Annotated in this window: 25 protein-coding genes; 4 read left to right on the top strand and 21 right to left on the bottom strand. The window is 50.3% G+C overall.

Going from position 1 to position 24,742, the window contains the following annotated elements:
* Positions 1-45 precede the first annotated feature (45 nt).
* The 8 genes from GC101_RS34810 to GC101_RS34775 form a co-directional block, all read right to left on the bottom strand.
* Positions 46-966, bottom strand: coding sequence for an ABC transporter ATP-binding protein (locus GC101_RS34810; RefSeq protein WP_039304228.1), 921 nt, complete (start codon positions 964-966; stop codon positions 46-48).
* Positions 963-1,958 carry an ABC transporter ATP-binding protein gene (locus tag GC101_RS34805; RefSeq protein ID WP_042141541.1) on the bottom strand — a complete coding sequence of 332 codons (996 nt, stop codon included), beginning with the start codon at positions 1,956-1,958 and terminating at the stop codon, positions 963-965. The genes GC101_RS34810 and GC101_RS34805 overlap by 4 nt, the downstream gene beginning before the upstream one ends.
* Positions 1,959-1,972: 14 nt before the next feature.
* A complete protein-coding gene (locus GC101_RS34800) occupies positions 1,973-2,920 on the bottom strand; it encodes an ABC transporter permease (protein ID WP_281365947.1) in 948 nt (315 codons plus the stop codon).
* A gap of 3 nt (positions 2,921-2,923) precedes the next feature.
* Positions 2,924-3,856 carry an ABC transporter permease gene (locus GC101_RS34795; protein WP_039304450.1) on the bottom strand — a complete coding sequence of 311 codons (933 nt, stop codon included), beginning with the start codon at positions 3,854-3,856 and terminating at the stop codon, positions 2,924-2,926.
* 228 nt (positions 3,857-4,084) lie between these two features.
* Positions 4,085-5,809, bottom strand: coding sequence for a peptide ABC transporter substrate-binding protein (locus GC101_RS34790; RefSeq protein WP_171721011.1), 1,725 nt, complete (start codon positions 5,807-5,809; stop codon positions 4,085-4,087).
* Between the two features lie 150 nt (positions 5,810-5,959).
* On the bottom strand, positions 5,960-6,319 hold the full coding sequence (locus GC101_RS34785; RefSeq protein WP_342424821.1) for a DUF3397 domain-containing protein: 360 nt from the start codon (positions 6,317-6,319) through the stop codon (positions 5,960-5,962).
* Positions 6,320-6,352: 33 nt separating this feature from the next.
* Positions 6,353-7,333 carry a ketopantoate reductase family protein gene (locus GC101_RS34780; RefSeq protein ID WP_171721009.1) on the bottom strand — a complete coding sequence of 327 codons (981 nt, stop codon included), beginning with the start codon at positions 7,331-7,333 and terminating at the stop codon, positions 6,353-6,355.
* A 132-nt stretch (positions 7,334-7,465) separates the two neighbouring features.
* The gene (locus tag GC101_RS34775) at positions 7,466-8,113 is read right to left on the bottom strand and encodes an RsfA family transcriptional regulator (RefSeq protein ID WP_039304213.1); all 648 of its coding nucleotides are present in this window, start codon (positions 8,111-8,113) and stop codon (positions 7,466-7,468) included.
* A 347-nt stretch (positions 8,114-8,460) separates the two neighbouring features.
* On the opposite strand from GC101_RS34775, the gene GC101_RS34770 reads away from it, so the two are divergent.
* Positions 8,461-8,697 (top strand): DUF2626 domain-containing protein, encoded by a 237-nt coding sequence (locus tag GC101_RS34770; RefSeq protein WP_039304209.1) that lies wholly within the window; start codon positions 8,461-8,463, stop codon positions 8,695-8,697.
* 206 nt (positions 8,698-8,903) lie between these two features.
* Positions 8,904-10,034: a hypothetical protein gene (locus GC101_RS34765; RefSeq protein WP_171721008.1), complete on the top strand. Its 1,131-nt coding sequence runs from the start codon at positions 8,904-8,906 to the stop codon at positions 10,032-10,034.
* Here the strand turns inward: GC101_RS34765 and GC101_RS34760 are convergent.
* A complete protein-coding gene (locus GC101_RS34760; protein WP_171721007.1) occupies positions 10,026-11,258 on the bottom strand; it encodes an extracellular solute-binding protein in 1,233 nt (410 codons plus the stop codon). The genes GC101_RS34765 and GC101_RS34760 overlap by 9 nt on opposite strands.
* A gap of 484 nt (positions 11,259-11,742) precedes the next feature.
* On the bottom strand, positions 11,743-13,074 hold the full coding sequence (locus GC101_RS34755; protein ID WP_171721006.1) for a PhoH family protein: 1,332 nt from the start codon (positions 13,072-13,074) through the stop codon (positions 11,743-11,745).
* A 105-nt stretch (positions 13,075-13,179) separates the two neighbouring features.
* Between GC101_RS34755 and GC101_RS34750 the strand changes: the two genes are divergently transcribed.
* Positions 13,180-13,752, top strand: a complete 573-nt coding sequence (locus GC101_RS34750) for a YhcN/YlaJ family sporulation lipoprotein (RefSeq protein ID WP_171721005.1) — start codon at positions 13,180-13,182, stop codon at positions 13,750-13,752.
* 61 nt (positions 13,753-13,813) lie between these two features.
* Here the strand turns inward: GC101_RS34750 and GC101_RS34745 are convergent, their stop codons facing one another.
* From GC101_RS34745 to GC101_RS34720, 6 genes are all read right to left on the bottom strand, one after another.
* Positions 13,814-14,266 carry a PNPOx family protein gene (locus tag GC101_RS34745; protein WP_171721004.1) on the bottom strand — a complete coding sequence of 151 codons (453 nt, stop codon included), beginning with the start codon at positions 14,264-14,266 and terminating at the stop codon, positions 13,814-13,816.
* A gap of 96 nt (positions 14,267-14,362) precedes the next feature.
* Positions 14,363-15,484: an LCP family protein gene (locus tag GC101_RS34740; protein WP_171721003.1), complete on the bottom strand. Its 1,122-nt coding sequence runs from the start codon at positions 15,482-15,484 to the stop codon at positions 14,363-14,365.
* 82 nt (positions 15,485-15,566) lie between these two features.
* On the bottom strand, positions 15,567-15,863 hold the full coding sequence (locus tag GC101_RS34735) for a YlaH-like family protein (protein WP_042139406.1): 297 nt from the start codon (positions 15,861-15,863) through the stop codon (positions 15,567-15,569).
* Positions 15,864-16,023: 160 nt separating this feature from the next.
* Positions 16,024-17,868, bottom strand: a complete 1,845-nt coding sequence (typA, locus tag GC101_RS34730) for a translational GTPase TypA (protein ID WP_039304185.1) — start codon at positions 17,866-17,868, stop codon at positions 16,024-16,026.
* 255 nt (positions 17,869-18,123) lie between these two features.
* A complete protein-coding gene (locus tag GC101_RS34725; protein ID WP_076244067.1) occupies positions 18,124-18,636 on the bottom strand; it encodes a hypothetical protein in 513 nt (170 codons plus the stop codon).
* A 170-nt stretch (positions 18,637-18,806) separates the two neighbouring features.
* On the bottom strand, positions 18,807-19,466 hold the full coding sequence (locus GC101_RS34720; RefSeq protein ID WP_042139408.1) for a TerC family protein: 660 nt from the start codon (positions 19,464-19,466) through the stop codon (positions 18,807-18,809).
* Positions 19,467-19,655: 189 nt separating this feature from the next.
* Here GC101_RS34720 and GC101_RS34715 point away from each other — a divergent pair, with 189 nt between their 5' ends.
* Positions 19,656-20,357 (top strand): TerC family protein, encoded by a 702-nt coding sequence (locus tag GC101_RS34715; RefSeq protein ID WP_171721002.1) that lies wholly within the window; start codon positions 19,656-19,658, stop codon positions 20,355-20,357.
* 81 nt (positions 20,358-20,438) lie between these two features.
* On the opposite strand, the gene thiI is transcribed toward GC101_RS34715, so the two are convergent.
* The 5 genes from thiI to GC101_RS34690 form a co-directional block, all read right to left on the bottom strand.
* Complete coding sequence (thiI, locus tag GC101_RS34710) at positions 20,439-21,665, bottom strand: tRNA uracil 4-sulfurtransferase ThiI (protein ID WP_425497175.1); 1,227 nt, start codon at positions 21,663-21,665, stop codon at positions 20,439-20,441.
* Positions 21,666-21,737: 72 nt separating this feature from the next.
* A complete protein-coding gene (locus tag GC101_RS34705) occupies positions 21,738-22,889 on the bottom strand; it encodes a cysteine desulfurase family protein (protein WP_171721000.1) in 1,152 nt (383 codons plus the stop codon).
* 144 nt (positions 22,890-23,033) lie between these two features.
* Positions 23,034-23,747 (bottom strand): lytic transglycosylase domain-containing protein, encoded by a 714-nt coding sequence (locus GC101_RS34700; protein ID WP_042139411.1) that lies wholly within the window; start codon positions 23,745-23,747, stop codon positions 23,034-23,036.
* Between the two features lie 191 nt (positions 23,748-23,938).
* Positions 23,939-24,340 carry a hypothetical protein gene (locus GC101_RS34695; protein WP_042139414.1) on the bottom strand — a complete coding sequence of 134 codons (402 nt, stop codon included), beginning with the start codon at positions 24,338-24,340 and terminating at the stop codon, positions 23,939-23,941.
* A gap of 11 nt (positions 24,341-24,351) precedes the next feature.
* Positions 24,352-24,573: a DUF1540 domain-containing protein gene (locus tag GC101_RS34690; protein ID WP_042141544.1), complete on the bottom strand. Its 222-nt coding sequence runs from the start codon at positions 24,571-24,573 to the stop codon at positions 24,352-24,354.
* Between the last annotated feature and the right edge of the window lie 169 nt (positions 24,574-24,742).

Below are 24,742 nucleotides of genomic sequence, written 5' to 3'. Positions count from 1 at the left end.
GCGAGAGCTGAACGCTCCCGCCTACGGTTATGCTGCTGTTAAATTTTAAGCGAACTGTTTAGCAACAAAATGTCCCTTGGACACTTCGACCAATTCAAATTCGCTGTCATTTGTTTTTTCGCCGGCAGCATAGATCGGACTGCCCAGCTCATCATGCAGATGAATGCGTTTTTTGTTCGCTTCGATTTCCGGATCCGGAACCGGAATCGCCGAGAGCAGCGACTTGGTGTACGGGTGGATCGGGTTAGCGTACAATTCTTCGCTTTCTGCAAGTTCAACCATTTTACCCAGGTACATAACAGCTACACGGTCACTGATATGTTTAACCATGGACAGGTCATGCGCAATGAAGAGATAAGTAAGTCCAAGACGATCCTGAAGTTCTTTGAGCAGGTTGACTACCTGTGCCTGAATGGACACGTCCAGCGCGGAGATCGGCTCATCGCAGACGATGAACTTAGGGTTAACCGCAAGGGAACGGGCAATACCGATACGCTGGCGTTGGCCGCCTGAGAATTCATGCGGATAGCGGGTTGCATGATCATGATTAAGTCCAACCATGTCAAGCAGCTCTTCAATCCGTTTCTTGCGTTCCTGACGGCTTCCCGCAAGATTGTGAATGTCCAGTGCTTCACCAATGATATCCGAAACCGTTAACCGCGGATTAAGCGAGGCATACGGATCCTGGAAGATCATTTGCATATCACGGCGCATAGCCTTCATTTTGCTGCCGGACAATTTGTAGATATCTACACCATTGTATTTCACGCTTCCTGCAGTCGGCTCGTACAAGCGGAGAACCGTACGGCCTGCAGTAGTCTTACCGCAACCGGACTCCCCTACCATACCCAGGGTTTCGCCTTCGCGAATCGAGAAATTAATATTATCAACAGCCTTAAGAACTCTTCCTTTGCCTACATTGAAATACTTCTTAAGACCTTCTACTTCAATCAGATTCTTACTCAAACGAACTGCACCTCCTTGGCCATCGAATGCAGATTCCAGCAGCGCGCCATATGCGTTTCGCTGAACTCTGTGGCGCCGGGATCGATCTGTTCGCAGACATGCATTGCTTCGCTGCAACGCGCTGTGAACGGGCAACCGACCGGCGGCTTAATTAGATCCGGGGGAGTACCGATGATCGGAATCAGCGGCTCACCCTTCTTTTGGTCAAGACGCGGCATCGACCGCAAAAGACCTTTGGTGTAAGGATGCTGGGGATTCTTGAAAATCTCCCAGCGTGTCCCTGTTTCGACCACTTCACCAGCATACATTACGATGACCCGGTCACACATGCCGGCAACCACGCCGAGATCATGTGTAATCAGGATGATGGAGGTCCCTAGTCTTTGCTGCATCTCTTTCATAACTTCCATGATTTGCGCCTGAATGGTTACGTCAAGCGCCGTTGTCGGCTCATCCGCAATCAGGAGAGCCGGGCGGCAGGCCAGAGCAATGGCAATCATTACGCGTTGGCGCATCCCGCCGGAGAATTCGTGGGGATATTGGTTAAAGCGAGCCTCCGCATTTTTAATGCCTACTAATTGCAGCATTTCAATACCTTGCTGTTTCGCTTCGGCCGCTGACATATTCTGATGTTTGATCAAAACTTCGGTTATCTGTTTGCCCACTTTGATAGTTGGGTTCAAAGAAGTCATCGGGTCTTGAAATATCATGCCAATATCTTTGCCGCGAATCGATTCCATTTGTTTCATGCTAAGGTCCAGCAGATTCTTTCCTTGAAAAACAATCTCGCCTTGCTTCACTTTGGAGAGCGGGGCAGGCAGCAGCCGCATAATTGACTGTGCAGTGACACTTTTGCCGCTGCCGGATTCACCGACAATGGCTACGGTCTCGCCTTTGCCTACTTCAAAGTTCATACCGCGTACAGCCTGAACCTCTCCGCCTTTTACAAAAAAGGAAACTTGCAAATCCTTGACTTGCAGAATGGGTTCCATCATTGTTCACCTCCTTATTTCTTCAGCTTAGGATCCAGTGCATCACGGAGACCGTCACCAAAAATATTAAAGGAAAGCATGGTCAAGCTGATCAGGATAGCCGGGAACAGGAAACGCCACGGATAATAAAGCCAGCCAGTCAGTGAATCATTGATCATCGATCCGAGGGAAGCTACAGGAGCCTGTACACCAAGTCCGAGGAAACTCAGGAACGCTTCAGCAAAGATGGCATTTGGTACAGACAGTGTAATGGTTACGATAATCGGACCTACCGCATTCGGCAAAAGGTGTTTGAACAACAGTCTTTTGGACCCTGCACCCATCGAACGCGAAGCCAGAACGAACTCACGGTTCTTCAGCTGCATAATCTCGCCGCGGACAATCCAGGACATGGTAATCCAGCCCGTTATCGTCAGCGCCAGGATGATCGTCCCAAGGCTTGGTTCAAGCACAACCAGGAGCAGGATAACAACCAGCAGGTAAGGAATGGAGTAAAGAATTTCAGATACTTTATTCATGATATTGTCTACACGTCCACCGAAGTAACCCATGATTCCGCCGTAGATAACCCCGATCAAAAGGTCAATGGCAGCGGCAGCCAGGCCGACAATCAGTGAGATACGTGCACCGTACCAGGTACGGACAAAGATGTCGCGTCCCAGATCATCTGTACCAAACCAGTGCTCGGATGAAGGAGGCTTATTGGTACTGAGCAAATCATTTGAGTAGTAATTGTACTTTGAGAACAACGGAGCGATAAGCGCCGCAAGGATAATCAGTCCAAGAATACCCAGTGCTGTCATTGCCATTTTGTTCTGGCGCAGACGTTCCCAGGAATCCCGCCAGGCAGACAAACTTTCGCGCTGAATGACTTCAGCTTGCCGCTCATCAATTCCGATTTTACGGAAATCTTCCGGTTTCAGGCTCGCATCCTGCGATACCAATTTTTTGTCAGAAGCCAATCTTTAGCCCTCCTTTCCACCACTTAGTTTGATACGCGGATCTACAAACACATAAGCAATATCCGTGATAAAGCGTGCTAGCATGAGCAATACACCGTAGAAGATCGTAATCCCCATAATAACGGTATAGTCACGCACACCAATCGCTTCGACGAATTGCTTACCGATACCGCCGACACCGAAGATCTGCTCGATAACTACAGAACCTGTTACGATGTTAGCCGTCATAGGTCCCATATAAGTTACAACCGGCAGAATTCCGTTCCGCAGTACGTGACGGCTTAGGATTGCTGCCCAGCTTAGGCCTTTGGCCTTAGCCGTCTTGATGTAATCTGCATGCAGCACTTCCAGCATACTTGAGCGCGTTAGCCTCGCTATAAAGGCTATCGGCTGTGCCGAGAGTGCGGTTACAGGTAAGACATAATACAGCGGCCCCTTAAATCCGGAAACCGGGAACATGTGGAACTTGTAGGCGAACACATACTGAAGCAGCGAGGCGACTACAAAGCTCGGAACTGCAATCCCCAGCACCGCCAGCACCATAGCCGCACTGTCAATAAACTTGCGGTGATAGAGTGCCGCCATCATGCCGAGAAAGACTCCGACAATAACCGACACAATAATTGCGATAACCCCCAGCTTTAGAGACGCCGAGAACGTCTGTCCGATCAAGTGAGTTACATCCTGATTCAGACGCTTCATGGATACACCCAGATCACCCTGGACAATTTCACCCAAATACTTGAAATACTGATGATAGAGCGGCTTGTCCAGTCCATATTGCTCGTATAAACGCGCTTTTATTTCCGGCGGAACTTTCTTTTCAGAAGTAAACGGGTCCCCCGGAATGGCTTTCATCAGAAAAAAGGTCGCTGAAATTAGCACAAACAGCGAGACAAGCATATAGAAGAACTTATTGGCAACATAACGAACCATCCCCATCAACACCTCCTTCGACAATTTTTTTGAGACACATAATTAGATTTTATGAAAAAAATGGCCATTTGTCTAATTTCTTATTTTGTAAGTTCGTGAAATCTTTAACAAAAAGCCTGAAATGCAAAAAAAAGGGATATATATGGAATTCCACATATATATCCCGAAGTATATTGCTACCTTCAGACAACCACTATTCAGTTATGTTAACCGAAGGTTCTACAATTCTTAGTGCTCAAGCAGGTAAGCACGAGTGAAGTCAATTGCACCGCTGAAGTCAAGAGTTACACCTTTGAGGTACTCTTTAGTCAGGGAGTTGTTTGTGTAGTAGTAGAACGGAATCAGGATCATATCATCTTCAATGATCATTTTTTCAGCTTTAGCAAACATTTCTTGACGTGCTGCCAAGTCGGAGCTTGCTTTAGCGTCAGCGATCAGCTTGTCATATTCAGGGTTAGCGTAACCAGTATCGTTGTTACCGCCGCCTGTTACCCACATATCCAGGAAGGTCATTGGATCATTGTAATCCGCAGTCCAGCCAGCACGTGCGATCTGGTAGTTCAGGTTTTGACGGTTGTCGATAAATACTGCCCATTCCTGGTTAACAGTGTTTACAGTGATGCCCAGAGCTTGTTTCCACATGTCAGCTACAGCCAAAGCGATTTTCTTGTGGCCTTCACTTGTGTTGTAAGACAGTTCAACCGGTGGCAGTTCAGTCAGACCTTCTTCAGCCAGACCTTCAGCCAGCAACTTCTTAGCTGCTTCGGTATCTTCAGTGAAGTAGCTGTCTTTAACTGCAGTACGGAATTCACCGTCAGCGCCAGCGATACCCGGAGGTACATAGCCGTATGCCGGAATTTGTCCGCCAAGTGTTACATTGTCGATCAGCGATTGACGGTTAACAGTCATTGCCAGGGCTTTACGGATTTTAACGTTGTCGAAAGGTTTTTCAGTGATGTTGAATTCATAGTAGTAGGTACTTGCGATACCTTTTCTCTGGAATTCGTTAGGAAGCTCTTTTTGTACGATAGGAATCTGTTCTTGCGGGATTTCGCCGTGTGGTGCACCAGCGCGGTCAAGTTCACCGTTCTTGTAGCTCAGCAGTTCAGTTGCACCGCTGTTAACCAGGGAGAAGTCGATTTTAGCAAGCTTGATGTTAGCAGCATCCCAATATTTATCGTTCTTGCTTACTTGCAGGGATTGGCCGGTAGTCCACTCAGTCAATGTGAACGCACCGTTAGTGATCATAGTATCTTTGTTTGTTGCCCATTTAGTATTACCCTCAACGGATTTGTGTACAGGGTAATAAGTATAGAAGGACAGAAGGCCAAGGAAGTATGGAGTTGGTGCTTTCAGCGTAACTTCAAGAGTTTTCGCATCAACAGCTTTTACGCCCACTTCGTTGAAATCTGTAACTTTCTTTCCATAATATTCTTCAGCATTCTTCAGGTAGTACAATTGGTAAGCATAAGGTGCAGTTGGATCTGTGTTAGGATCCAGCACGATTTTCCAAGCGCGAACGAAGTCAGCAGCTTCTACAGGGTCGCCGTTGCTCCATTGTGCATCACGCAGTTTGAATGTATATACCAGACCGTCAGGGGAAATTTCCCAAGATTCGGCAATTCCCGGCTCAGCTTGGCCAGTTTCGTCGTTCATGCGGGTCAAACCTTCATACATAGTTTTCAGGACGGTATTAGCTTGGCTGTCCTGAGCTTGAGCAGGGTCAAAAGTAGGTGGTTCTGCAGTCAGGTTGACTCTAAGTGTCTGGTCAGCAGCCAGTTTCTCGTCACCACTTGTTCCTGTGTTCGTGCTACCTTCATTACCAGCTGCATTTGTTGCTGCAGCATTGGTGCCGCTGTTAGCATTGTTGTTGTTTCCGCCGCAGCCAGCAAGCACTGTGCCGATAACCAAAACTAATGCGAACATGAGCAATAGACTTTTACTCTTCTTCATCTAGCAGTTCCCCCTAAATAGAATGTGGTATATGGTTTATGATTATACAACCAGTGGTCAAAAAAATCTAGAGCAATATTTTCTGAAAACGACTTTTTTTTAATTCTTTAAAATTTTGTGACGTTGACGCTTCACCGGAGCAGCGGAACATTACATCGCTTGTGATATGTATCGTATAAGGCCTACAATCATAAATAATACGTAACTGGCACCCATAAAAAAGAAAGAAAGTCGCCAAACTGCCCGTAGTAACCGTTTTCCGTCTACCGATCCTTTGAGCCGGTTTTGCGCGCCTCCAATCAGTCCAGCGGATATTAATACAATAAGTAGTATAAGAAAGAACCCGAAATTCGAATGAAAGATCGTATTAAATAATCCTGAAACTGACAGCAGTAAAAATAAAGTAGTCACGTCCATCGCCAGCAAAAAAGTTTTCCTCTTCTCTTGCTTAAGACCGATGCCCGTGAAATATACAATTAAAAAAGGAACAATCGGAATAACGCTTAACACGCCGAACGAATTCCGCAAAAATTCCAAACAGCCTCACCTCTCCCTCACAGTCATGCCCTCTACCAGTCCGCAGATCCAGCGGTGCAGCGGGACTTGCGCCCCGTGCTGCAGCCCCATATTCACAATGCTTCCGTTAATCCAGCGGATTTCCGTTTCCCTTGAGGCAAGCACATCGGCCAGCATGGATGAAATATTGCCCGATGTAGCCCGGCATACTTCAAGAATGGCCTCCCAGACATGCTTCTCATAGGTAATCCCGCAGGCATCATAGGTCTGTACAGCCTCTGTGTACAGTTCCTTCATAATCTGTACACGCTCAGGCGAAGCCAACAGCCCGCCGTTTGGGACCCGCCATATTGCGGTTAAAGGATTAATTACAGCATTGATCAAGAGCTTCCGGTAAATGATGGTATCCACTTCTTTCGACAGAGAGGCGTTGAATCCTGCTGCTGCAAGGGCCTCAGCAAAACTTATTACGCTGCCACGGTCCCAATCCTGCGCGTTTGATTCATTGTGATGCAGAGAGTGACTGCTTTTCCCTATACAGATTTCCCCTTTACCTGCATGAATAACCTCTGTTAATGTTTTCCTCTTGGCAGCCTCAGTGGTTACCGCCACCCAGAGAGAGGATTCCGGCAGCAGCTCCTGCAGCAGCTCTATATGTCCGCAGCCGTTCTGGAAACATATCATTGTAAGATTCCGGTCTTGAAGCGGCCGCAGAATCTCCGGAAGCTCATGATGCAGCACCGTTTGTTTGACGGTTAGCAATGTCACCTCTCCCGGATCCGCCAGCTGCCGCTGCGTATACTTACTCACCGGTTCGGCCGAGAAGCGGTCACCCTTAACAGATATCGCCTCCCCGCCGTCCTCATAGCTGACTGTTAGACCGCTGCTTGCTAATTCTCTGCACTGCTGCTCACTCCGGCACCACAGTCTGACCTCACTCCCCGCACTGATGAGCTTGCCGGCAAGCAGGAGCCCGAGCGCCCCCGCCCCTATAATATCAATTTTCATGCAAACACATCCTCCTGCCGCCCGGTAATTTTCCTAATTATATCCTGCACCTCTGCTCAAAGCAAAACACAAAAAATCCTGCAATGCCGGTGCCGTGAGGCACTGGGATGCAGGATCTGCGGGATTCATGTTCTATTCGATCCGTTCCAGGTTTCCATTCGCGTCCATTTTGAAGCGGGTTTTTTCCTCTTCTTCTTCATTTAGAAATGCGAGTCTGCGGGCCCGGTCCATAATCTGGATCAGCGCTTTGTAATCATCATTGACTACACGGTAATCGCTCTGGGCTAGATTGACTTCCTTGGATAAGCGTTCATTCTCTGCTCTCAGCTCCGTCAGTTCATCTTCCTTCTCTCGCAAATCCCGCTCCAGCATCTTCAGCTGCCGCCCAGCCTCCTGGAACGTGCCTTTCCATTGTCTCAGAAACCGGATTACCGCATCAATCGATAAGCTGTTCTCGCTTAACCCTTCGCTTCGTCCGTAGTCCTCTTCAATGTCTCCAAGAATCAGTCCCGCTACCTGCGCACCTCTGGAAGCCGGCTGTTTCTTCAAATAACTTCGTTTCTGACGCTGGCCTTTAGCAATTCCGATAGCATCCTCGTAACTTTTGCGTACGCAGCTGTTCCAGCGGAAACCGCAGGCAGCCGAGGTTCTGCCGATTTTTTCACCCACCTCTTCAAAAGCAGCAAGCTGTGTGCTGCCCTCACGGATATGACGCAGCGTTATTTCTGCCAATATCAGATCATCTTCCGCACTCCAAGCATCCTGTCTAACGGCTGTCATAAAGCCTAACCCTCCTAACAACATCATGAAATAACCATCTTCAGAACCGGCAGCTCTTGCCGGGTAGTGAATAGGGATAAAAGCTGCTTACTCCATTTCTATGCCTCTATTAGAGTTCATAGAATCTATTTGATACTAAATTGTATTGCCATTTTGGCTGAACCTCATACTTACAATGCTATAAATTCTCGAATTCGAAGAGAAAAGCTTGTGTCAATTATAAAAATCATAAAGATTATGATTTCCTGCCTTTTTTTTCAATGAATTCGTTTACAGTGTTTTGCGGAGCCGTTATAATGAATGGTAAGCAGCAGTATCCGGATTCATACTGGAAGGGGGACTCTCTCTTGGACCGCATGTTTCGCGTATTGGGATTTTTCACACTCGTTATCGGACTTATGGCATTCGCCGGTGATCTTACGGAAATGGCCCTGCTATTCTTTTTACAAACCGCTTTTTTTGTGATCCTCGGCTACATGAAATTCACGGAAAAGACCTACATTCTGCTCTTCTGGGGTTATATGATCCTGACCTTTACAGGCTTCAGTTATTGGACAGTCTTTCAGATGGGTCTGCCGCTGTAACGCATATACAGTACTGAAACGGATAGTGTTCCTTTATCTCAGGGAGCAACTCCGTTTTTTTTGTATGGGAATTTATATGTTTTCGCTGTAATTTTGTTTGTCCGAATGTAGTTCCCGGATGCCGAAACAGGGTATGATATTTTAACAGGCAGAAACATATTATTAGTACATACCTATTACTCAACTCTGTTCAAGGTGGTGATGTGGTGTTATTCCGCAGTTCCTTACGCCGGTTATTTGCAGCTCTACTCCTTCTCACCTGCACACTTCTGCCGCTGGCTTCACCGGTATATCTGTCCGCCGACCCGGGTTCCGGCCTCAGCGCTTCAGCACCTGCCGTTCCGGATAATGAAGAAACCCGCAAGCTGCTCGAACAGACTCTGTCCTCAGCGGAGATTGAACGGGAGATTGTCCGGATTACGGCAGAACAACAAGCACTTGAAAGTGAAGTCGCCACGCTGACCCGGCAGTCGGCCGCCAAACAAACGGCCATTGCAGATCAGCAGGAACGCGCAGGCGCAGTTGTGCGGGCTTATTATATGGGGGAACGCGACGGATTGCTTGCAGCCTTACTGTCCGCCAAAAGCATCAGCAGAGTACTCGCTCTTTATGATTATTATGAGATTATTATGGGGCAGGACCGGGACACGCTGTCACAGTATGAAACACAATACAAGGATTTGAAAAAAACAATTGCGGCCGCACAGCGCAGCTCTGAAGAGCTCGCCGGGCTCAAAACAGCGCTCCAGGAGCAGCAGAAGCGTGTGCTTGCTTTGAATGAAGAAATTGAGGGCGGGATTCAGGCCAGTACAGATCCTGAGCGCATGGGGGTACTGCTGGAGGAATTCAGTAAATATTGGGAGAATATCGGAATACATGAGGTTAAGACTTATTTCAAGGCGTTATCCTCGGCGATGAAGCATCTGCCGCAGTTCGTCCAGAACCGGGACGGTGTGCTGGTCCGTAAGGGGATGACTTATAATCTTGCGCTGAAGGAAGAGGATTTGAACGAATTCCTGGTCACGCAGAATACGCTGTTCAAGGATTTCGCTTTTCATTTCAAGGATAACGAGATCACAGCCATGGGGAAAAGCGGCGGACTGTCACTGACATTGACAGGTCATTACACCATTCAGGAGGAACCGGTCAACGGATTAATGTTCCATGTGGACCATGTGGTCTTCAATGGACTGGAGCTGCCGGATACTACCCGTCAGGCGCTGGAGGAAGAGTTCGATCTGGGCTTCTATCCGTCAAAAATCGTCTCATTCCTGCATGCCACTGAAGTATCCAGCTCGGACGGCGTGCTCCATGTCAAGCTGTCCCTCTCATTCTGAGGCTGCGGCCGCTGCTTGATATCCTGCAGCATCCAGCTTGCCGGTCAGGAGCAGCATTGCCGCTTCCGCCTTGCGGCTCCACTCGCCCTCAGAGTCTGACTCGGGGGCATTGTCATCAGTGAGGAATAATCCGGAGTCGAACGGAAGCCGGGAGATTTCAGGCAATCCAGAGCGGTACAGCTCATCCAGTGCAGGCAGATGGTCTGTATTCTCCAGCCATTCCAGCTGAGCCGAGCTCGAGGTCACATAAGCCAGCCACTTAACCGCCGCTTCCGGGCTGCCGGATTGTGCAGGGAGCGCAAAAAAGCGGCTTTGGATTGCCTCGTAGATGTTGTGGCCCGTCTGTTCCAGCGGCGCTTGGACCGCCAGCGTGGAGTTTCCATATTTTCTCCATTCGGAGAGCGGCACTACGGCCACCGCAAGCTTGCCATCCTGCAGCATATCCCAGATATCCTGATTAAACCGGCTGGTCAGATAAAAATATCCGCGGGCAGCTTCCGTCCAAGCTGCTTGCGCTTCACTCATAGACAGCAGTCCGCCTCCCATGCTCTGCAGTACAGCAGCATAACCATAAGGGTTCCGCGTATCCATTGCCAGCAAATAATGTTCCTTCGTCTCGTCCCCGTTCAGCCGGCCCAGCAGTCCGTTCCATTCTTCCAGACTTGACGGTGCCCCGGACAGCCCCCATTCCGCAAGCCGCTGCGGAGAATATACCAATACATAGGGATCAATATCGAGCGGAACGCCCCAGTCGTATCCGTTCCACTGCATTTGCGGGATCAGCATGGTAAGAGGGGTGCTCCCGGGAACACTCTGGTATATATCTACAGGCAACAAATAACCCCGGGAAGCCAGATCAAAAATACTGTGGCCGTCCAGCATTACAATATCCGGACTATCCCCAACCGTCAGTTCCTCCCGTACCTGAGAGGCTCCGTCTTCTTCAGTGTCCACATTGGTCAGCTGTACGCTGACCCCGCTCGACAGGCTGTAATTATTGCTGATCCGCTGCAGTACGCCAAATTCCAAACTGCTGAGCGATACGCGGATGGTCAAGCTCTGCTCGTCCCCAAGTTCTCCTGAAGGGGGGCGCTCTGATTGGTCGAGCGGCTGTCTGGGCGGATAACTTCCCTCGTCCGTGTCCAGCTCCATGCTGGGCGACAGGCTTGTCAGCGACAGCAGCAGAACAGCAAACAGCAGCCAATAGTTTTTGCGTCTCAGCACGTGCTTCTCTCTCCTCCCGCGATCCTCGTCTTCCTCATTTTAGCAGACATATACGTGCTTGTCTGCGTTTGTGAAAACGTTCTCTTTCTATTATATAGGTGTGAACGGCATGAGGGGGTGAGTCTGATGAACCGGTCGCCGGTTAGGCGGTATTCGCACCTGCGGTGAATATTTGGACTTCCGGCCGCTGTTGTCTCCAGATTTCTTCGATTGAACCGCTGTGCGCGGTTGAAATCCGGAGACAAAGGCGGACGCTCCCGCTCCTCCAGTTCCAAAATTCCCCTCCGGTGCTATCGCCTTTCCGCTCCAGCTATCTCAGAGATCCCCTCCTGCCGTTCCGGGGGCGGGCAGACAAAAGCCGGGAGTGGTCATCTCCCGGCCGTGATTGTGCCAATCAACCGGCGGGCTGCCGATTGAAGAGCGGGTGCTGCCAGTTAAGCTTGCGGGCTGAAGCCTATTATGCCTGGCGCGAAGAGCTTAAAGGCTACAACAAGTCCGCAGCCAGCTGAGCAAGATGCGAACGCTCACCCTTTTCAAGGGTAATATGGCCGCTGATGCCCTGCTGCTTAAATTTCTCAACGATATAGCTGAGCCCGTTGCTCGCGGCATCCAGATAAGGATGGTCGATTTGCTCCGGATCTCCCATCAGAATCACCTTGCTGCCTTCACCGGCGCGGGAGACAATCGTCTTCACTTCATGCCGGGACAGGTTCTGCGCCTCGTCGATGATGATGAACTGCGCCGGAATGGAACGTCCGCGGATATAGGTGAGCGCCTCAACCTGGATGCTGCCCAGGCCCATCAATATTTTATCGATATCTCCGGCTTTTTTGGTATCGAACAGGAATTCGAGGTTATCATAGATCGGCTGCATCCATGGACGGAGCTTCTCGTCCTTCTCACCGGGTAAATATCCGATATCCTTACCCATCGGGACCACTGGACGGGCGATCAGCAGCTTCTTGTATTTATGTTCGTCCTCCACCTTGAACAGTCCGGCGGCAAGCGCCAGCAGCGTCTTCCCTGTACCCGCTTTACCGGTAATGGTCACCAGCGGAATATCATCATTCAGCAGCAGCTCAAGCGCCATCCGCTGCTGGGCATTCCGGGCGCTGATGCCCCACACCGCATCATTGCCGAGGTACAGCGGTTCGAGCCGGCTGGCATCGCTGTTCACCTTGAGCAGGGCCGATTTGCCGCTGCCAATCTCATCCTTCAGAATGACAAATTCATGAGGGTAGAGCGGGTAGGACAACGACAGCTGTTTGATGGACAAGAAACGGTGACTATAATATTCATCGATCAGCGAAGGATGCACCATCAGCGACTGGCAGCCGGAGTACAGCTCATTCAAATCTCCGGTGCGGTCGGATAAATAATCCTCCGGTGTTATGCCAAGCACATCCGCTTTGATGCGGACGAGTACATCTTTACTTACGAGTACCACAGGACTGGGATCAGCCTTTTCATTCTCCTCATGGAGATAATTGAGGGCAACAGCCAATATGCGGTTATCGTTCGAGACCTCCCCGAACATTTCCTGTACCTTTACGAAGCTGCGGTGGTTAAGCTCTACCTTCAGCGTGCCTCCATGTTCCAGTACCACACCGCTGTGCAGGTGGCCCAGTTCCCGGAGTCCGTCTAACAAGCGTGACACGGTGCGGGCGTTGCGGCCGATTTCATCGGCATTACGCTTCTTGGAGTCGATTTCTTCCAGGACTACAGCGGGAATGACAACTTCATTCGCCTTGAAAGCAAAAATCGAATTGGGGTCGTGCAGTAGCACGTTAGTGTCTAGTACGAATATCTTTTTCATGTTATCCCCTCCACAGCGCCTGGTTTGATTGATCATACATAACTCTTTTCAGCAAGGGCAAGATAAGGTAAACCACTGAACTATGGCTGAAAGGAGTAAGCACATATGAGAAAATCAATGTGTCTGTTGCTGGTACTGCTGCTGCTGACAAGCTGCGGTATCGCTAATAAAGAGACATCACCCTCTCCTCAGGATAAACAATCGTCAAAGGCCTTGAGCAGCCAGGGGAATCACGGAGTACGGACATTGTCCGAAGATGGTACAGCCCTTGAACCTACACCAGAGAACGGACAACCTTCTGACGTTAAGGGCGAAAGCGATGTTGCACTTAAGGATCATTTTGAACAGTTAGCCAAAAGAGTTCCCGGTGTAAACGGAGCCCACTGTGTCGTAATGAACAACATTGCCGTTGTCGGCATTGATGTCGACGGATCGCTTACCCGCTCACGGGTCGGAAGCGTGAAATACACGGTAGCGGAAGCTATCCGCAAGGACCCGAGGGGTGTAAGAACGCTCGTTACTGCCGACATGGACCTCACCAGCAGGTTAGCCGAGATGGGAAAGCATATTACCAAGGGAAACCCGGTATCCGGCTTCGCCTCAGAAATGGCTGACATTATCGGCCGGATCATTCCGCAGCTGCCGGAGGATACCAAACCGCAAGGCAACGGACAATAAGCTCGCACATTCCTGTACAAAGCGCAGGATCTGGAGACAAAAAAAGCCTAGTGATGGCACACTAGGCTTTTTGCATGGCGGCAAATACTTGTCCGTCCAGCTTCTCAGCCGCACGCGCATCGTATACCTTCGCATATTTCGGAGCAGATTCCAGGTGAGCGCCGTAGAACAGCGCATTGCGGACCGCTTCAATCTCAACATCAAAACAGCACATCTTAAAAGGAACATCCGACAGCGGGTCCTGCTTCACAGAAGCACGCCCGTTGATGGCATGAACCGTTCCCTCACCAAACACAGTAATGGTTACCAGCGGGTTGACCTTCATGTTGTTCACAAGTCTGGAACGGTGATCTACCGATAAGCGCACAATAGAAGGGCTCACTGCATAGATCCAGGAAATCGCAGTAGATGTAGGGCCACCGGATTCAGCATCCACAGTGTTTAGAAGAACAAAGGTTTCCGACTGCAGCATAGCTAGCAGAGTTTCGTTGAGCTGAGCAACGGCTTCGGACATAAGTACAGGCCCCCTATGCGGCGTGAGTGCATTCAATTTATTATATTATAGCACAGGATGAAACTTGCATTCAATTTGTAGATTCTTTCCTGCTCTTTAAGGACTGTCTGCGGCCGCAGCAGCAGCGGCACCTGAGAGGCCGGATATCTGGTCCTGAAGGCTTTGCTTGGCTGCGTCCAGCTCTTTATCGTCAATATATACATAGGGACTGCGCCAGGTTCCTGTCACCGGCACAAATTCTACATTCTCCTTAGATATATTCCAGTAAGTCGCTATCATGCTCTTGATCTGGGCATTCTCAATATCGCTGGCCAGATTATCGTCCACGGCATCCAGCACCTTGCCGATTTTGAGCACCCCTCCGAGTGACTGCATCTGCGCGATCAGCGAATTAAGCACTTCATTCTGGCGTTTATTGCGGTCAAAATCATCGGAAGGCTTCGTTGCCGGACTGCAATTGGATTTACGGTAACGTACATAATCAAGCGCCTTATCCCCGTTTAGCTGGGCTTGGCCTTTCTTGAGATTAATATCTGTTCCGTCCACACTGTCCGTGTAGCACATATTCTCGCTGATATTGACATCTACACCGCCGAATTCATCCACGATATCCCGGAAGCCCTGGAAATCAAGCACAGTAACATAATCGACCTGAATATCGAGATATTTGCTCATCATGGTCTTCATTTCATCCCCGGCCAGAATCCCTGAGGTCTTCTCCTTGCTCTTGAAGCGGGAGTAGAACGCATTGATTTTCGTTTTCTTATAGCCGCTAAGCTCTACGTAAGTATCACGCGGCAGTGAAACTACGGTTGCCGATTGGGTCTCCGGGTTCAGCGCCGCAACCATAATCACATCCGTCAGATTGGACGGGTGCTTCGGACGGTTGTCAGTGCCTAGCAGCAGCATCGTCAGCGGCTTCTCTGAAGCGGATTGCCCGGCTTGAACCGGCTGGTCCACTCCGAACCCTCCCTGATCAAACTTCCAGTACAAGTACCCTGCGTAGCCTAGCGCCGCAATTACGGCAACCAGGAGGATGATCAGCAGCAGTCTCATCAGCCGGGCGAAAAATCCGCGTTTCTTTGGCTTCTTCTTATTAGATTTAGTTGAGTTGGTTGATTTCGTTGATTTGGTCGAGGCAGCGGGTCTGGACTGCTGTCTGTTGGTTCCTTGCTGGCCGTTCGATCTGGGTGGCAGACTGCCCTTGCTTGTATTCATAATTGAATTAGGTCCTTTTCATTCAGGTAGAATTAGATAACTTTATAATAAGTTAGACGATCCGGAGCACTAAAAGTTGCGCCTAGTGCCGTTTCGCCGCAGCTGCAGCTTTCCGCTTCTGCCGGGCCTCTACCAGGTAGCGGACCCGCACGAGCAGCATTAACCCTACCGCCACCAGCAGGCACTGGATGATCGGAAGTTTGTCATGCTGGAAGATGAGCAGCATTCCCGAGCCTATAGCCATCATAATATAAAGTACGATCTCTTTGCCGATGGGCAGCTTCTGGTTGACGCGAAATACACGGTTATACACATAAGTCAGTAGAATAAAGATGACAATGTAAGCGACAATTGGATGCTCAGCGAACCAGCTCTGCACAGCTCGTCACTCCTCCCGGATATAAGTATCGTTTACATTATATCATCCTCAGCGGTTTTATACTGCTTTTAATCCCTGCAATTTGAACGGTCTTCTGTCCGGGAAAATAAACAAGAAAAGCCGCCGGATTCTTCATCCGGCGGCTTGAATGGGTGACAGCTTACGCTTGGCTGGCTTGCGCCGCTTTACGCTGCTTCTCTACACGTTCGCGCTCACCCTTGTTCAGGATCTTTTTGCGCAGACGAACGGATTTAGGTGTAATTTCGCAATATTCATCATCATTCAGGTATTCAAGCGCGCCTTCCAGAGAGAACATACGCGGAGTCTTCATCTTAACAGTCTCATCCTTCGTTGCAGAACGAACGTTGGTCAGCTGTTTTTCTTTGCAGATATTTACAATGATGTCATTATCGCGGGTGTGCTCACCTACGATCATGCCTTCATAAATTTCAGTTCCCGGTTCCAGGAAGAGAATACCGCGGTCTTCTACGCCCATCATGCCATATAGAGTCGTATTGCCGGTTTCACTGGATACGAGTACGCCTTGGTGACGTCCGCCAACCTGTCCGCCAATCAGTGGAGCATAGCTGTCAAACGCATGGTTCATAACGCCATAACCGCGGGTCAGGGTCAGGAAGTAGGTGTTGTAACCAATCAGGCCACGTGCAGGAATCAGGAACTCCAGACGAACCTGGCCAGTACCATGATTGATCATGTTGACCATTTCTGCTTTGCGTGTTCCCAGACTTTCCATAACAGCGCCCATGCTTTCTTCCGGAACATCAATCATCAGGCGTTCAAGCGGCTCCATCTTGGCTCCGTCGATTTCCTTGACGATAACTTCAGGCTTGGAAACCTGCATTTCGTAACCTTCACGGCGCATATTCTCGATCAGGATACCCAGGTGAAGCTCACCACGGCCGGATACGACAAATGCATCAGGCGAATCCGTTTCATCTACACGCAAGCTGACATCCGTTTCCAGCTCTTTGAACAGACGTTCACGCAGCTTACGGGAAGTTACCCACTTGCCTTCTTTACCGGCAAACGGACTGTTGTTCACGAGGAACGTCATTTGCATTGTAGGCTCGTCGATCTTCAGAACAGGCAGCGCTTCTGGATGCTGCGGATCGGCAATGGTCTCACCGATGTTGATGTCCTTGATACCGGCAATTGCTACGATGTCGCCTGCACCCGCTTCTTCAGTCTCAACACGCTTCAGGCCCTGGAAACCGAACAGCTTCTCGATACGTGCTGTTTTGCTCTTGCCGTCACGCATGATAACAGTTACGGACTGGCCCTGCTTGATTACACCGCGGTTAACACGGCCAATGGCGATACGGCCAAGGTATTCATTGTAATCCATCAGAGTTACCAGGAACTGCAGGGGCTCTTCAACTTTTTCAGTTGGAGCCGGGATATGTTCAACAATGGTTTCGTAAAGGGCAAGCATCGTTTCATCCTGCTTCTCAGGGTCCATGCTCGATGTGCCGTTAAGCGCAGAAGCATAAACAACCGGGAATTCAAGCTGATCGTCACTGGCTTCAAGCTCAATGAACAGATCCAGAACTTCATCAATAACTTCCTTCGGACGTGCAGCCGGACGGTCAATTTTGTTCACGACAACGATAGGTGTAAGGTGCTGCTCCAGCGCTTTGCGCAGAACGAACTTAGTCTGCGGCATGCAGCCTTCATAAGCATCCACAACCAGCAGTACGCCGTCAACCATCTTCATGATACGTTCTACTTCACCGCCGAAATCGGCGTGTCCAGGGGTATCTACGATGTTGATCAGGAACTCTTTATAGGTAATTGCTGTATTTTTGGCTAGGATAGTGATTCCGCGTTCCCGCTCCAGGTCGTTAGAGTCCATGGCCCGTTCCTGCAAGTGCTCGTGCGCGCTGAAAATCCCTGATTGCTGGAGAAGCTGATCGACGAGTGTTGTTTTACCATGGTCAACGTGGGCAATGATCGCAATATTACGAATATCTTTTCTTGAATGCATGATTTGTATCCAAATCCTCTCATTTATCAAATTAAAAATGTTTAAATTTATAGCATGTCACGGCAGTCTCACAAAAGAAGCGCCAGGCAGAAACCCGACGCTCCAACATATCCTTAATAGTATCGTGAAAGCACCATGAAAAGCAAGTCTTTTTCTGAAAAAAACGTTACCAACTTCGTTTAATTTTTCTAATTTTGCCTTGCGTTACATTCAGCGGTGCCCATTCCCTCAATCTGTGCCGTTTACCCGGTTCTCTTACCAGCCGCCGTTCCACTTCTTACGCCCGCCCGGTCTGCCCCGGCCCAGCATCAGCCATAGGCCTGCGGCAACCAGAACGGCACCCAGCAGATACAAGGCTCCAGTCCCGAGCAGGGTGAAGATGAACAATACAATGCTTAGCAGCCCCAGGATAACAGCCGTTGTTGTTAGTCCTCTGCTTCTGGCTGAAGAATACAGCGAATATTCATAAAGTCCGACCGCAATGCCCAGCAGCAGGATAGGCCATAAATGCCTCATCAGGTCCCAGCCCCATGTATTGCATAGTCCAAATAGCAGACCGTATACCGTTAATATGCCCGCAGGTATTAATACAGATGCAGAAGCACGGCGGGTGAAGAAGAGCACATGCAGGAACAGGCCCGGAACCAGAATTACGAGCGGCCACAAGGCATGTCCAAGAAATCCGAACACCCCCAGCTTCCCGAACAGAATCACAATGCCGGCGGCGGCGATGAACACACCCAGTTTCATGTCGTTTTTGGAAGACATCTTTCACCCATCCCTTCAAAATTCGCGTCTTTTCTCTGGCCCTCGTCATTTTATATTTTATCTGAAAAATAATTAAAACACCATCATTCTTCGTGTATTCGGGGGAATTGCATAAAAAAGCTGCACCAAAGCTTTCCAGCTTTTGGCACAGCCTCTAGTATTGCCGCTTCTTATCCTGCAGATACCATCCTCCGCTTAAGCATACCTGTTACTACGACAAGAATCCCCAGCACCATCGGCAGCATGGAGTGGAATGTAGGCAGCATGAAGGAAATGACCGCACCAAATTTGGCATCCTGCAGCAGCATATTACCGGCCGTATACGCCAGAATATAGGCTCCGATGAAGACCAGCACCGGGAAACGGTGCAGCCAGCCCACGATGATGCCGCTTCCCCAGACCACAATCGGAATGCTGATGGCAATCCCGATTACGATGAGTGCCAGATCTCCTTTGGCCAAGCCCGCAATCGCCAGCACATTGTCCAGACTCATGATGAAATCGGCGAGCAGAATGGTGCGCACCGACTTCCATACACTGGAGCTCCCCTCAATCTTAAGTTCCCCCTCTTCCTCCAGCAGCAGCTTAAAGGAGATCCAGAGCAGCAGTATCGCGCCTCCGGCTTCAATATAAGGAATTTTGAGCAGCAGCACTGCGGCAAAAGTCAGGATGCAGCGCAGACCCACTGCCCCTGCAGCTCCCCACCATACCGCTTGCCTGCGGTGCTTCTCCGGGAGATTCTTGCTGGCCATCGCAATGACCATCGCGTTGTCTCCGCTCAGCACCAGATTGATCATCAGTATTTCACCCAGCAGCAATAAAGAATCCATTCTTTTCAACCTCCCTGAACTCCATGTAAATACATGTATGCCTCAGGGTGACAAGCTATGCATCCTGTCCTGCTTTTTTAGAAACTACGCATGAGCGGGGCTGTTCCAGCGTATACAAAATTATAGCCTGCCTGCCGTATGTCAAAAAAGCCCGTATATCTTTCCACCAAATTCGAGGAGTGACCCCTATTGAATCCATCCGTTACGGATTTCATATTATCCCTGCTGAATATTGTCTTCCTCGATCTGATTCTGGCCGGTGATAATGCCATAGTGATCGGCCTGGCCGCGCGGAACCTGCAGGGAAGTTCGCAGAAGAAGGCGATCCTGCTGGGTACAGGCGGCGCCGTAGTGCTGCGGATTATCGCGACGATTCTTGTCGTGTGGCTGCTCAAAGTGCCCTGGCTGCTGCTATTCGGCGGACTGCTGCTTATTATGATCGCCTACAGGCTGCTGACAGGGGGAAATACGGAGGACACGGACATACAGGCCGGAGGAACACTGTGGTCGGCCGTACGGACGATCATTGTCGCAGACGCGGCGATGGGGCTGGATAATGTAATCGCGATCGCCGGGGCAGCCAAACACAATATTACACTCGTGGTGCTCGGGCTGCTGATCAGCGTGCCGATTGTGGTCTGGGGCAGCACGCTGTTCATCAAGCTGATCAACAGATATTCCTGGATTATCTATATCGGCTCAGCCGTGCTTGGTTTCACGGCCGCAAGTATGATTACCAGTGAGAAGCGGGTTGCCCCCTTCTTCGAACAGCAGCCGCTGCTCCATTATCTGTTTATTGCTCTGGTGATTGCAGGCATCCTTGCCGCCGGCCTCTGGCAGCGCCACCGCGCACAGGGCAGAATTCCGCATAGCGGCAACTCTACCCGGTAATGCATATATCGCCATATATCAGAAAGAGGTGCCCCGGCCAACCAGTATTACCGGCTGCAGGGCACCTCTTCTTCAGCTATTCTAGAACCATTCTTCCTGTAAACCTGCCTGTACAGGGATCACATCGCTCGGTTTCTCATCACCGTATGGTGTAATCGACACCGTCTCTGTTCCGGTAACAGCCGCTTCCAGGAGTGCCTGGTACCCGGGAAGCGTGGCTTCAATCTTATCCACAATCCGCATGTTCGGATTCGTCGTCGGCGACTTGGGCACGAACAGCGTACAGCAATCTTCATAAGGAAGGATGGACAAGTCATAGGTGCCGATGCTCTGGGAGATTCCGACAATCTCACTCTTATCCATCATCACCAGCGGACGCAGCAGCGGCAGCTCGGTGGCACGGCCAATGACATTCATGCTTGGGAGCGTCTGGCTGGCGACCTGCCCCAGACTGTCACCAGTGATCAGGGCCAGCGCCCCTTCGCGTTCGGCGAGAGCGGTAGCAATCCGCAGCATGGCCCGGCGCATTAGTGTAATAATCAGATTATCCTGGCCAATTCCGGTAAAAGAGGTCTGGACCTCCGTGAACGGAACCAGGTGGAGCTTGATCACTCCGGCATAACGCGACAGTACCCGCGTCAGATCTACAACCTTCTGACGGGCAAGCTCGCTGGTATACGGGTAGCTGTAGAAATGGACACATTCCACTTCAAGTCCTCTGCGCATGGATGACCAGCCCGCAACCGGGCTGTCAATGCCGCCGGACAGCAGCAGCATTGCTTTGCCGTTCGTACCGAGCGGGAACCCGCCGACACCGGCAATATTCTCGCAGAAAATATAGGTATGCCCTTCACGAATCTCAATTCTCAGCTCCATCTGCGGAGATTTCACATCCACAAGCAGCCCGGGATACCCCTGCAGCAGAGGAGTGGCAATAAGCTTGCCCATCTCAATGGAGCCATATGGAAATCCCTTCCATACCCGGCGAGCACTAACCTTGAAGGTCGTTCCTGCTGCCGGGGCAATAATATTCAGGAATGTCCTGCTGGCTGCAAGAATCTCTTCAAATTCCGACCGGGACACCTTCACCGGGCTAATTGAAGCAATGCCGAATACATTCTTCAGTGCATCCGTTAACTCTCCCGCCGGCTCACCGTTCAGTTCGACATATATCCGCCCGAATTCTTTGCTGAGCACCACGCCGGGATAGGGTTTAACCATCTCCTTCACATGACGGAGCACTGTTTTTTCGAACCGGCTGCGGTTTTTTCCTTTTAAGATAAATTCTCCAAAGCGCAGCAGAAGCATGTCCGCATATTCAATGCTGCTTCCAATCCCCGCAGCGTTTGCTCCGTTGTCAGACTCTATAATTGTCATTTGTTATTTCACGCCTCCTTCAGCAATCTTCAAAGACTGGACAGCGGCAAGCAGCGCCTGCTCCAGCTGCTGCACCTCCTGCTTCGTATGGCTGTCACCCAGACTGATACGGATGCCGCCAAGCGCAGCAGCCCGGTCTCTCCCGATGGACAGCAGAACCCGGCTCGGTTCTGCCAGCCGTGACGAACAGGCGGAGCGGGTGGCAACGGCCATTCCCAGTTCCTCCAGCTTCCTGGCCATAACCTCCCCCTTCATTCCGGGGTAAGAGAAATGAACAATATGAGGCGCCCCGTCTCCGCTGCTGTTCAGCACAAGCTCCGGAATTCCTGATATATAATCCTCCAGCTGTTTTTTTAGCGGCGTAATCCGGCGGGTGAATTCCTGCCGCCGTTCGCCGCTCATGCGCACCGCCTTGGCTGTGGCTACAATATTCGGCACATTCTCTGTTCCGGCGCGGTTGCCCATCTCCTGTGAACCTCCGGTAAGCAGAGGGAACAAGGTTACGCCTTCCCGCACATACAGGATTCCTGTTCCGCGCGGGCCGCGGATTTTGTGCGCTGACAAGCTGTACAGATCCGCCTGCCATTCCTTCAGCCGGGTCTCCAGCTTGCCATAGCCCTGCACCCCATCGACATGAAACAGTGTCCGGCGGTTCACCGCCTTGACCTGCCGTCCGATCTCTTGCAGCGGCTGCACCGTGCCAATCTCATTATTCACATGCATTACACTGACCAGCACGGTATCCGGCCGGACCGCAGCGGCAACCTGCGAGGGTTCGACGACTCCGGAGCTGTCCGGTGCAATAAAGGTAATCTCCCAGCCAAGCTGCTGCAGCTGAAGACAGCTCTCATAGACTGAAGGATGCTCCAGCTCGGTAGTTATCATATGGCGGCCTCTGCCCTGATATTGCAGCGCCGCCCCTTTGATGGCCATGTTATTGCTCTCAGTAGCTCCAGAGGTAAACACAATCTCCTGCGGCTGCACGCCAAGCGCTGCCGCACACACTTCCCGCGCACGCTTGATCAGCTTGTCCGCCTCCGCCCCCGCACGGTGCAGAGATGAGGGATTGGCAAAGTGCTGCCTCATGACTTGTTCCATAGTCTGCACTACCTCCTCATACGGCGGAGCAGCAGCGGCATAATCCCAATACAGCATATATCGGCGTTCTCCTTTGCTTATCGTTTCAGCGAGAAAGAATAAGTATAGCAAAATTCATACTTTATTTATATGTTGCAAAAAGGATCAAACGGGCTGCTGCCGCCGGAGCGGCTGGATGCAGATTCCGTTTGATCCTTTATATTATAACGCGTATTGCGCGCGGGCGCGTTCTATTTTGGCAATATAGGCCTGAGTTTCCTTCGGAAGCTCTGAGAGATTAGCCATCAGTTCGGCATCGTTGCTGACGCCAAGCTTATTAACGCGGCCTGGTCCGGCATTATAAGCGGCCAGTGCCATATTCTCCTCGCCATTGTAACGTTTGAGCTGGTAAGAAAGGTAGCGTACGCCTCCGTCAATGCTCTGGGCCGGGTCAAACGGATCGGAGACACCCAGACCGTTCGCCGTTCCATCCATTAATTGCATCAGCCCTTTGGCCCCTGCAGAAGAAACAACATTAGGATTAAACGAGGATTCCGTATCAATTACAGCCTTGATCAAATCAACAGGAACGCCATATTTCGCGCTGGCCGTCTGGATCAGCTCTTCGTAATCTGTCGGCACCGTGTGCGTTATTTCCCCGGAAATGCCGTCATACGTTTCAGCTGTTCCACCAAGCTGCTGCCAGAGCAGATTACTTAGTGAAGAAGCATCCGTGAGTGAGGTTAAAGTGCTTCCGCTGCTGCCGCCGGTTGCGGATTGCAGGGCCGCCTGCTGTAGTAAAGCCGCGAATTCCGCTGCCGAAGAACCTGTTACCCCGGATGAAACCTTGCCGCTTCCGCCCTTCATGCTTGAACTCCTCAGATCAACCCATTTCAGTTGCCCGGTTCCGCTTGCTGCAGCGGGGTCGATTGCCATGCTCCCATTCCCTCTTTCATCATAAATCTATATAAACAAAATAAAGCATTCTATTTAAATTTGAAATACGGCTTTATTTTACAATTTATTTGCAGTAATTACTATATGCCAAACAGAAAAAACAGACCTCAGACCCGCATAGTTAGGTCTGAAAGCCTGTTTTGAAATCAAATTTCTGCATGCAGCTTACCCTAACGGGCAAAAGGTATTAAGACAAAATAACTTAAGGTAGAGACAATTCCAAGTCCCATGGACCAGGCGCCAGCAGTTTTTTGCCCCCTGGCATAGGCATAATACCCGAGCACTGCAGCAATAGGCCCCATAATTATTGACCAGATAAATAGGGAAACCACACCAAATCCGAGGCCAATATAACCGATTGTCCGTTCATCGCTTTCCTTTACACTGCCGGTTGTACGTTCTGTTTCCCTGCCTGCGGTACTATGGACCTGCACGGGAAGCGGACTGATTTCAGCAGCATATTCCTCGTTATGACTTCTGTCCCGGCGGGGATAATCCACTCTGCGCGGACGCAAAATAATCTTCCTGCGTTCCGAACGGTCCACTTTGGGTTCATCATTCTGATTGTCCATAAGGGCCTCCTCTAGGCGTTCGGCTTGAACGTCAGACAACAGGTTGCGGATGAAGTTCCGGCATGGTCATGATGATTATTTGCCGTCAGCTCTTCAGCATATTCTTCCTTGAAATGGCTGCCTGCATGCTTGTCAATTTCAATTACAATTTCTTCGGCACGGCACAGGTTCTGTTCTCCCCAATAATGACAGTTGCTCACACTGCATCTCACAAGCGGTTTTGCGTTTGTCATAATGATCACCTCGGCTTCATTATGTCCTCTCCGCATTACTGCTATGCGGCTGAATGGTTTCCAGCTGATGAATGGAGCCGTTCATATGTACATCCAATTGTGCACGCAAAAAAGACCAGGCTGTCATGTTGCTCATGACAAACCCGGTCCTTTACCTGAAACCGGCAGC

This window comes from Paenibacillus phytohabitans, assembly GCF_013141775.1.
GTDB lineage: Bacteria > Bacillota > Bacilli > Paenibacillales > Paenibacillaceae > Paenibacillus_AQ > Paenibacillus_AQ phytohabitans.
This window is presented reverse-complemented; position numbering and strand designations above follow the sequence as displayed.

Bases quoted from the DNA above. Each gene is read 5' to 3' on its own strand.
- GC101_RS34805 (WP_042141541.1), bottom strand. From the start codon at position 1,958: ATGGAACCCATTCTGCAAGTCAAGGATTTGCAAGTTTCCTTTTTTGTA.
- GC101_RS34795 (WP_039304450.1), bottom strand. From the start codon at position 3,856: ATGGTTCGTTATGTTGCCAATAAGTTCTTCTATATGCTTGTCTCGCTG.
- GC101_RS34790 (WP_171721011.1), bottom strand. From the start codon at position 5,809: ATGAAGAAGAGTAAAAGTCTATTGCTCATGTTCGCATTAGTTTTGGTT.
- GC101_RS34780 (WP_171721009.1), bottom strand. From the start codon at position 7,333: ATGAAAATTGATATTATAGGGGCGGGGGCGCTCGGGCTCCTGCTTGCC.
- GC101_RS34775 (WP_039304213.1), bottom strand. From the start codon at position 8,113: ATGACAGCCGTTAGACAGGATGCTTGGAGTGCGGAAGATGATCTGATA.
- GC101_RS34755 (WP_171721006.1), bottom strand. From the start codon at position 13,074: ATGAAAAAGATATTCGTACTAGACACTAACGTGCTACTGCACGACCCC.
- GC101_RS34750 (WP_171721005.1), top strand. From the start codon at position 13,180: ATGAGAAAATCAATGTGTCTGTTGCTGGTACTGCTGCTGCTGACAAGC.
- GC101_RS34745 (WP_171721004.1), bottom strand. From the start codon at position 14,266: ATGTCCGAAGCCGTTGCTCAGCTCAACGAAACTCTGCTAGCTATGCTG.
- GC101_RS34740 (WP_171721003.1), bottom strand. From the start codon at position 15,484: ATGAATACAAGCAAGGGCAGTCTGCCACCCAGATCGAACGGCCAGCAA.
- typA (WP_039304185.1), bottom strand. From the start codon at position 17,868: ATGCATTCAAGAAAAGATATTCGTAATATTGCGATCATTGCCCACGTT.
- GC101_RS34725 (WP_076244067.1), bottom strand. From the start codon at position 18,636: ATGTCTTCCAAAAACGACATGAAACTGGGTGTGTTCATCGCCGCCGCC.
- GC101_RS34720 (WP_042139408.1), bottom strand. From the start codon at position 19,466: ATGGATTCTTTATTGCTGCTGGGTGAAATACTGATGATCAATCTGGTG.
- thiI (WP_425497175.1), bottom strand. From the start codon at position 21,665: ATGCTTCTGCTGCGCTTTGGAGAATTTATCTTAAAAGGAAAAAACCGC.
- GC101_RS34705 (WP_171721000.1), bottom strand. From the start codon at position 22,889: ATGCTGTATTGGGATTATGCCGCTGCTGCTCCGCCGTATGAGGAGGTA.
- GC101_RS34700 (WP_042139411.1), bottom strand. From the start codon at position 23,747: ATGGCAATCGACCCCGCTGCAGCAAGCGGAACCGGGCAACTGAAATGG.
- GC101_RS34695 (WP_042139414.1), bottom strand. From the start codon at position 24,340: ATGGACAATCAGAATGATGAACCCAAAGTGGACCGTTCGGAACGCAGG.
- GC101_RS34690 (WP_042141544.1), bottom strand. From the start codon at position 24,573: ATGACAAACGCAAAACCGCTTGTGAGATGCAGTGTGAGCAACTGTCAT.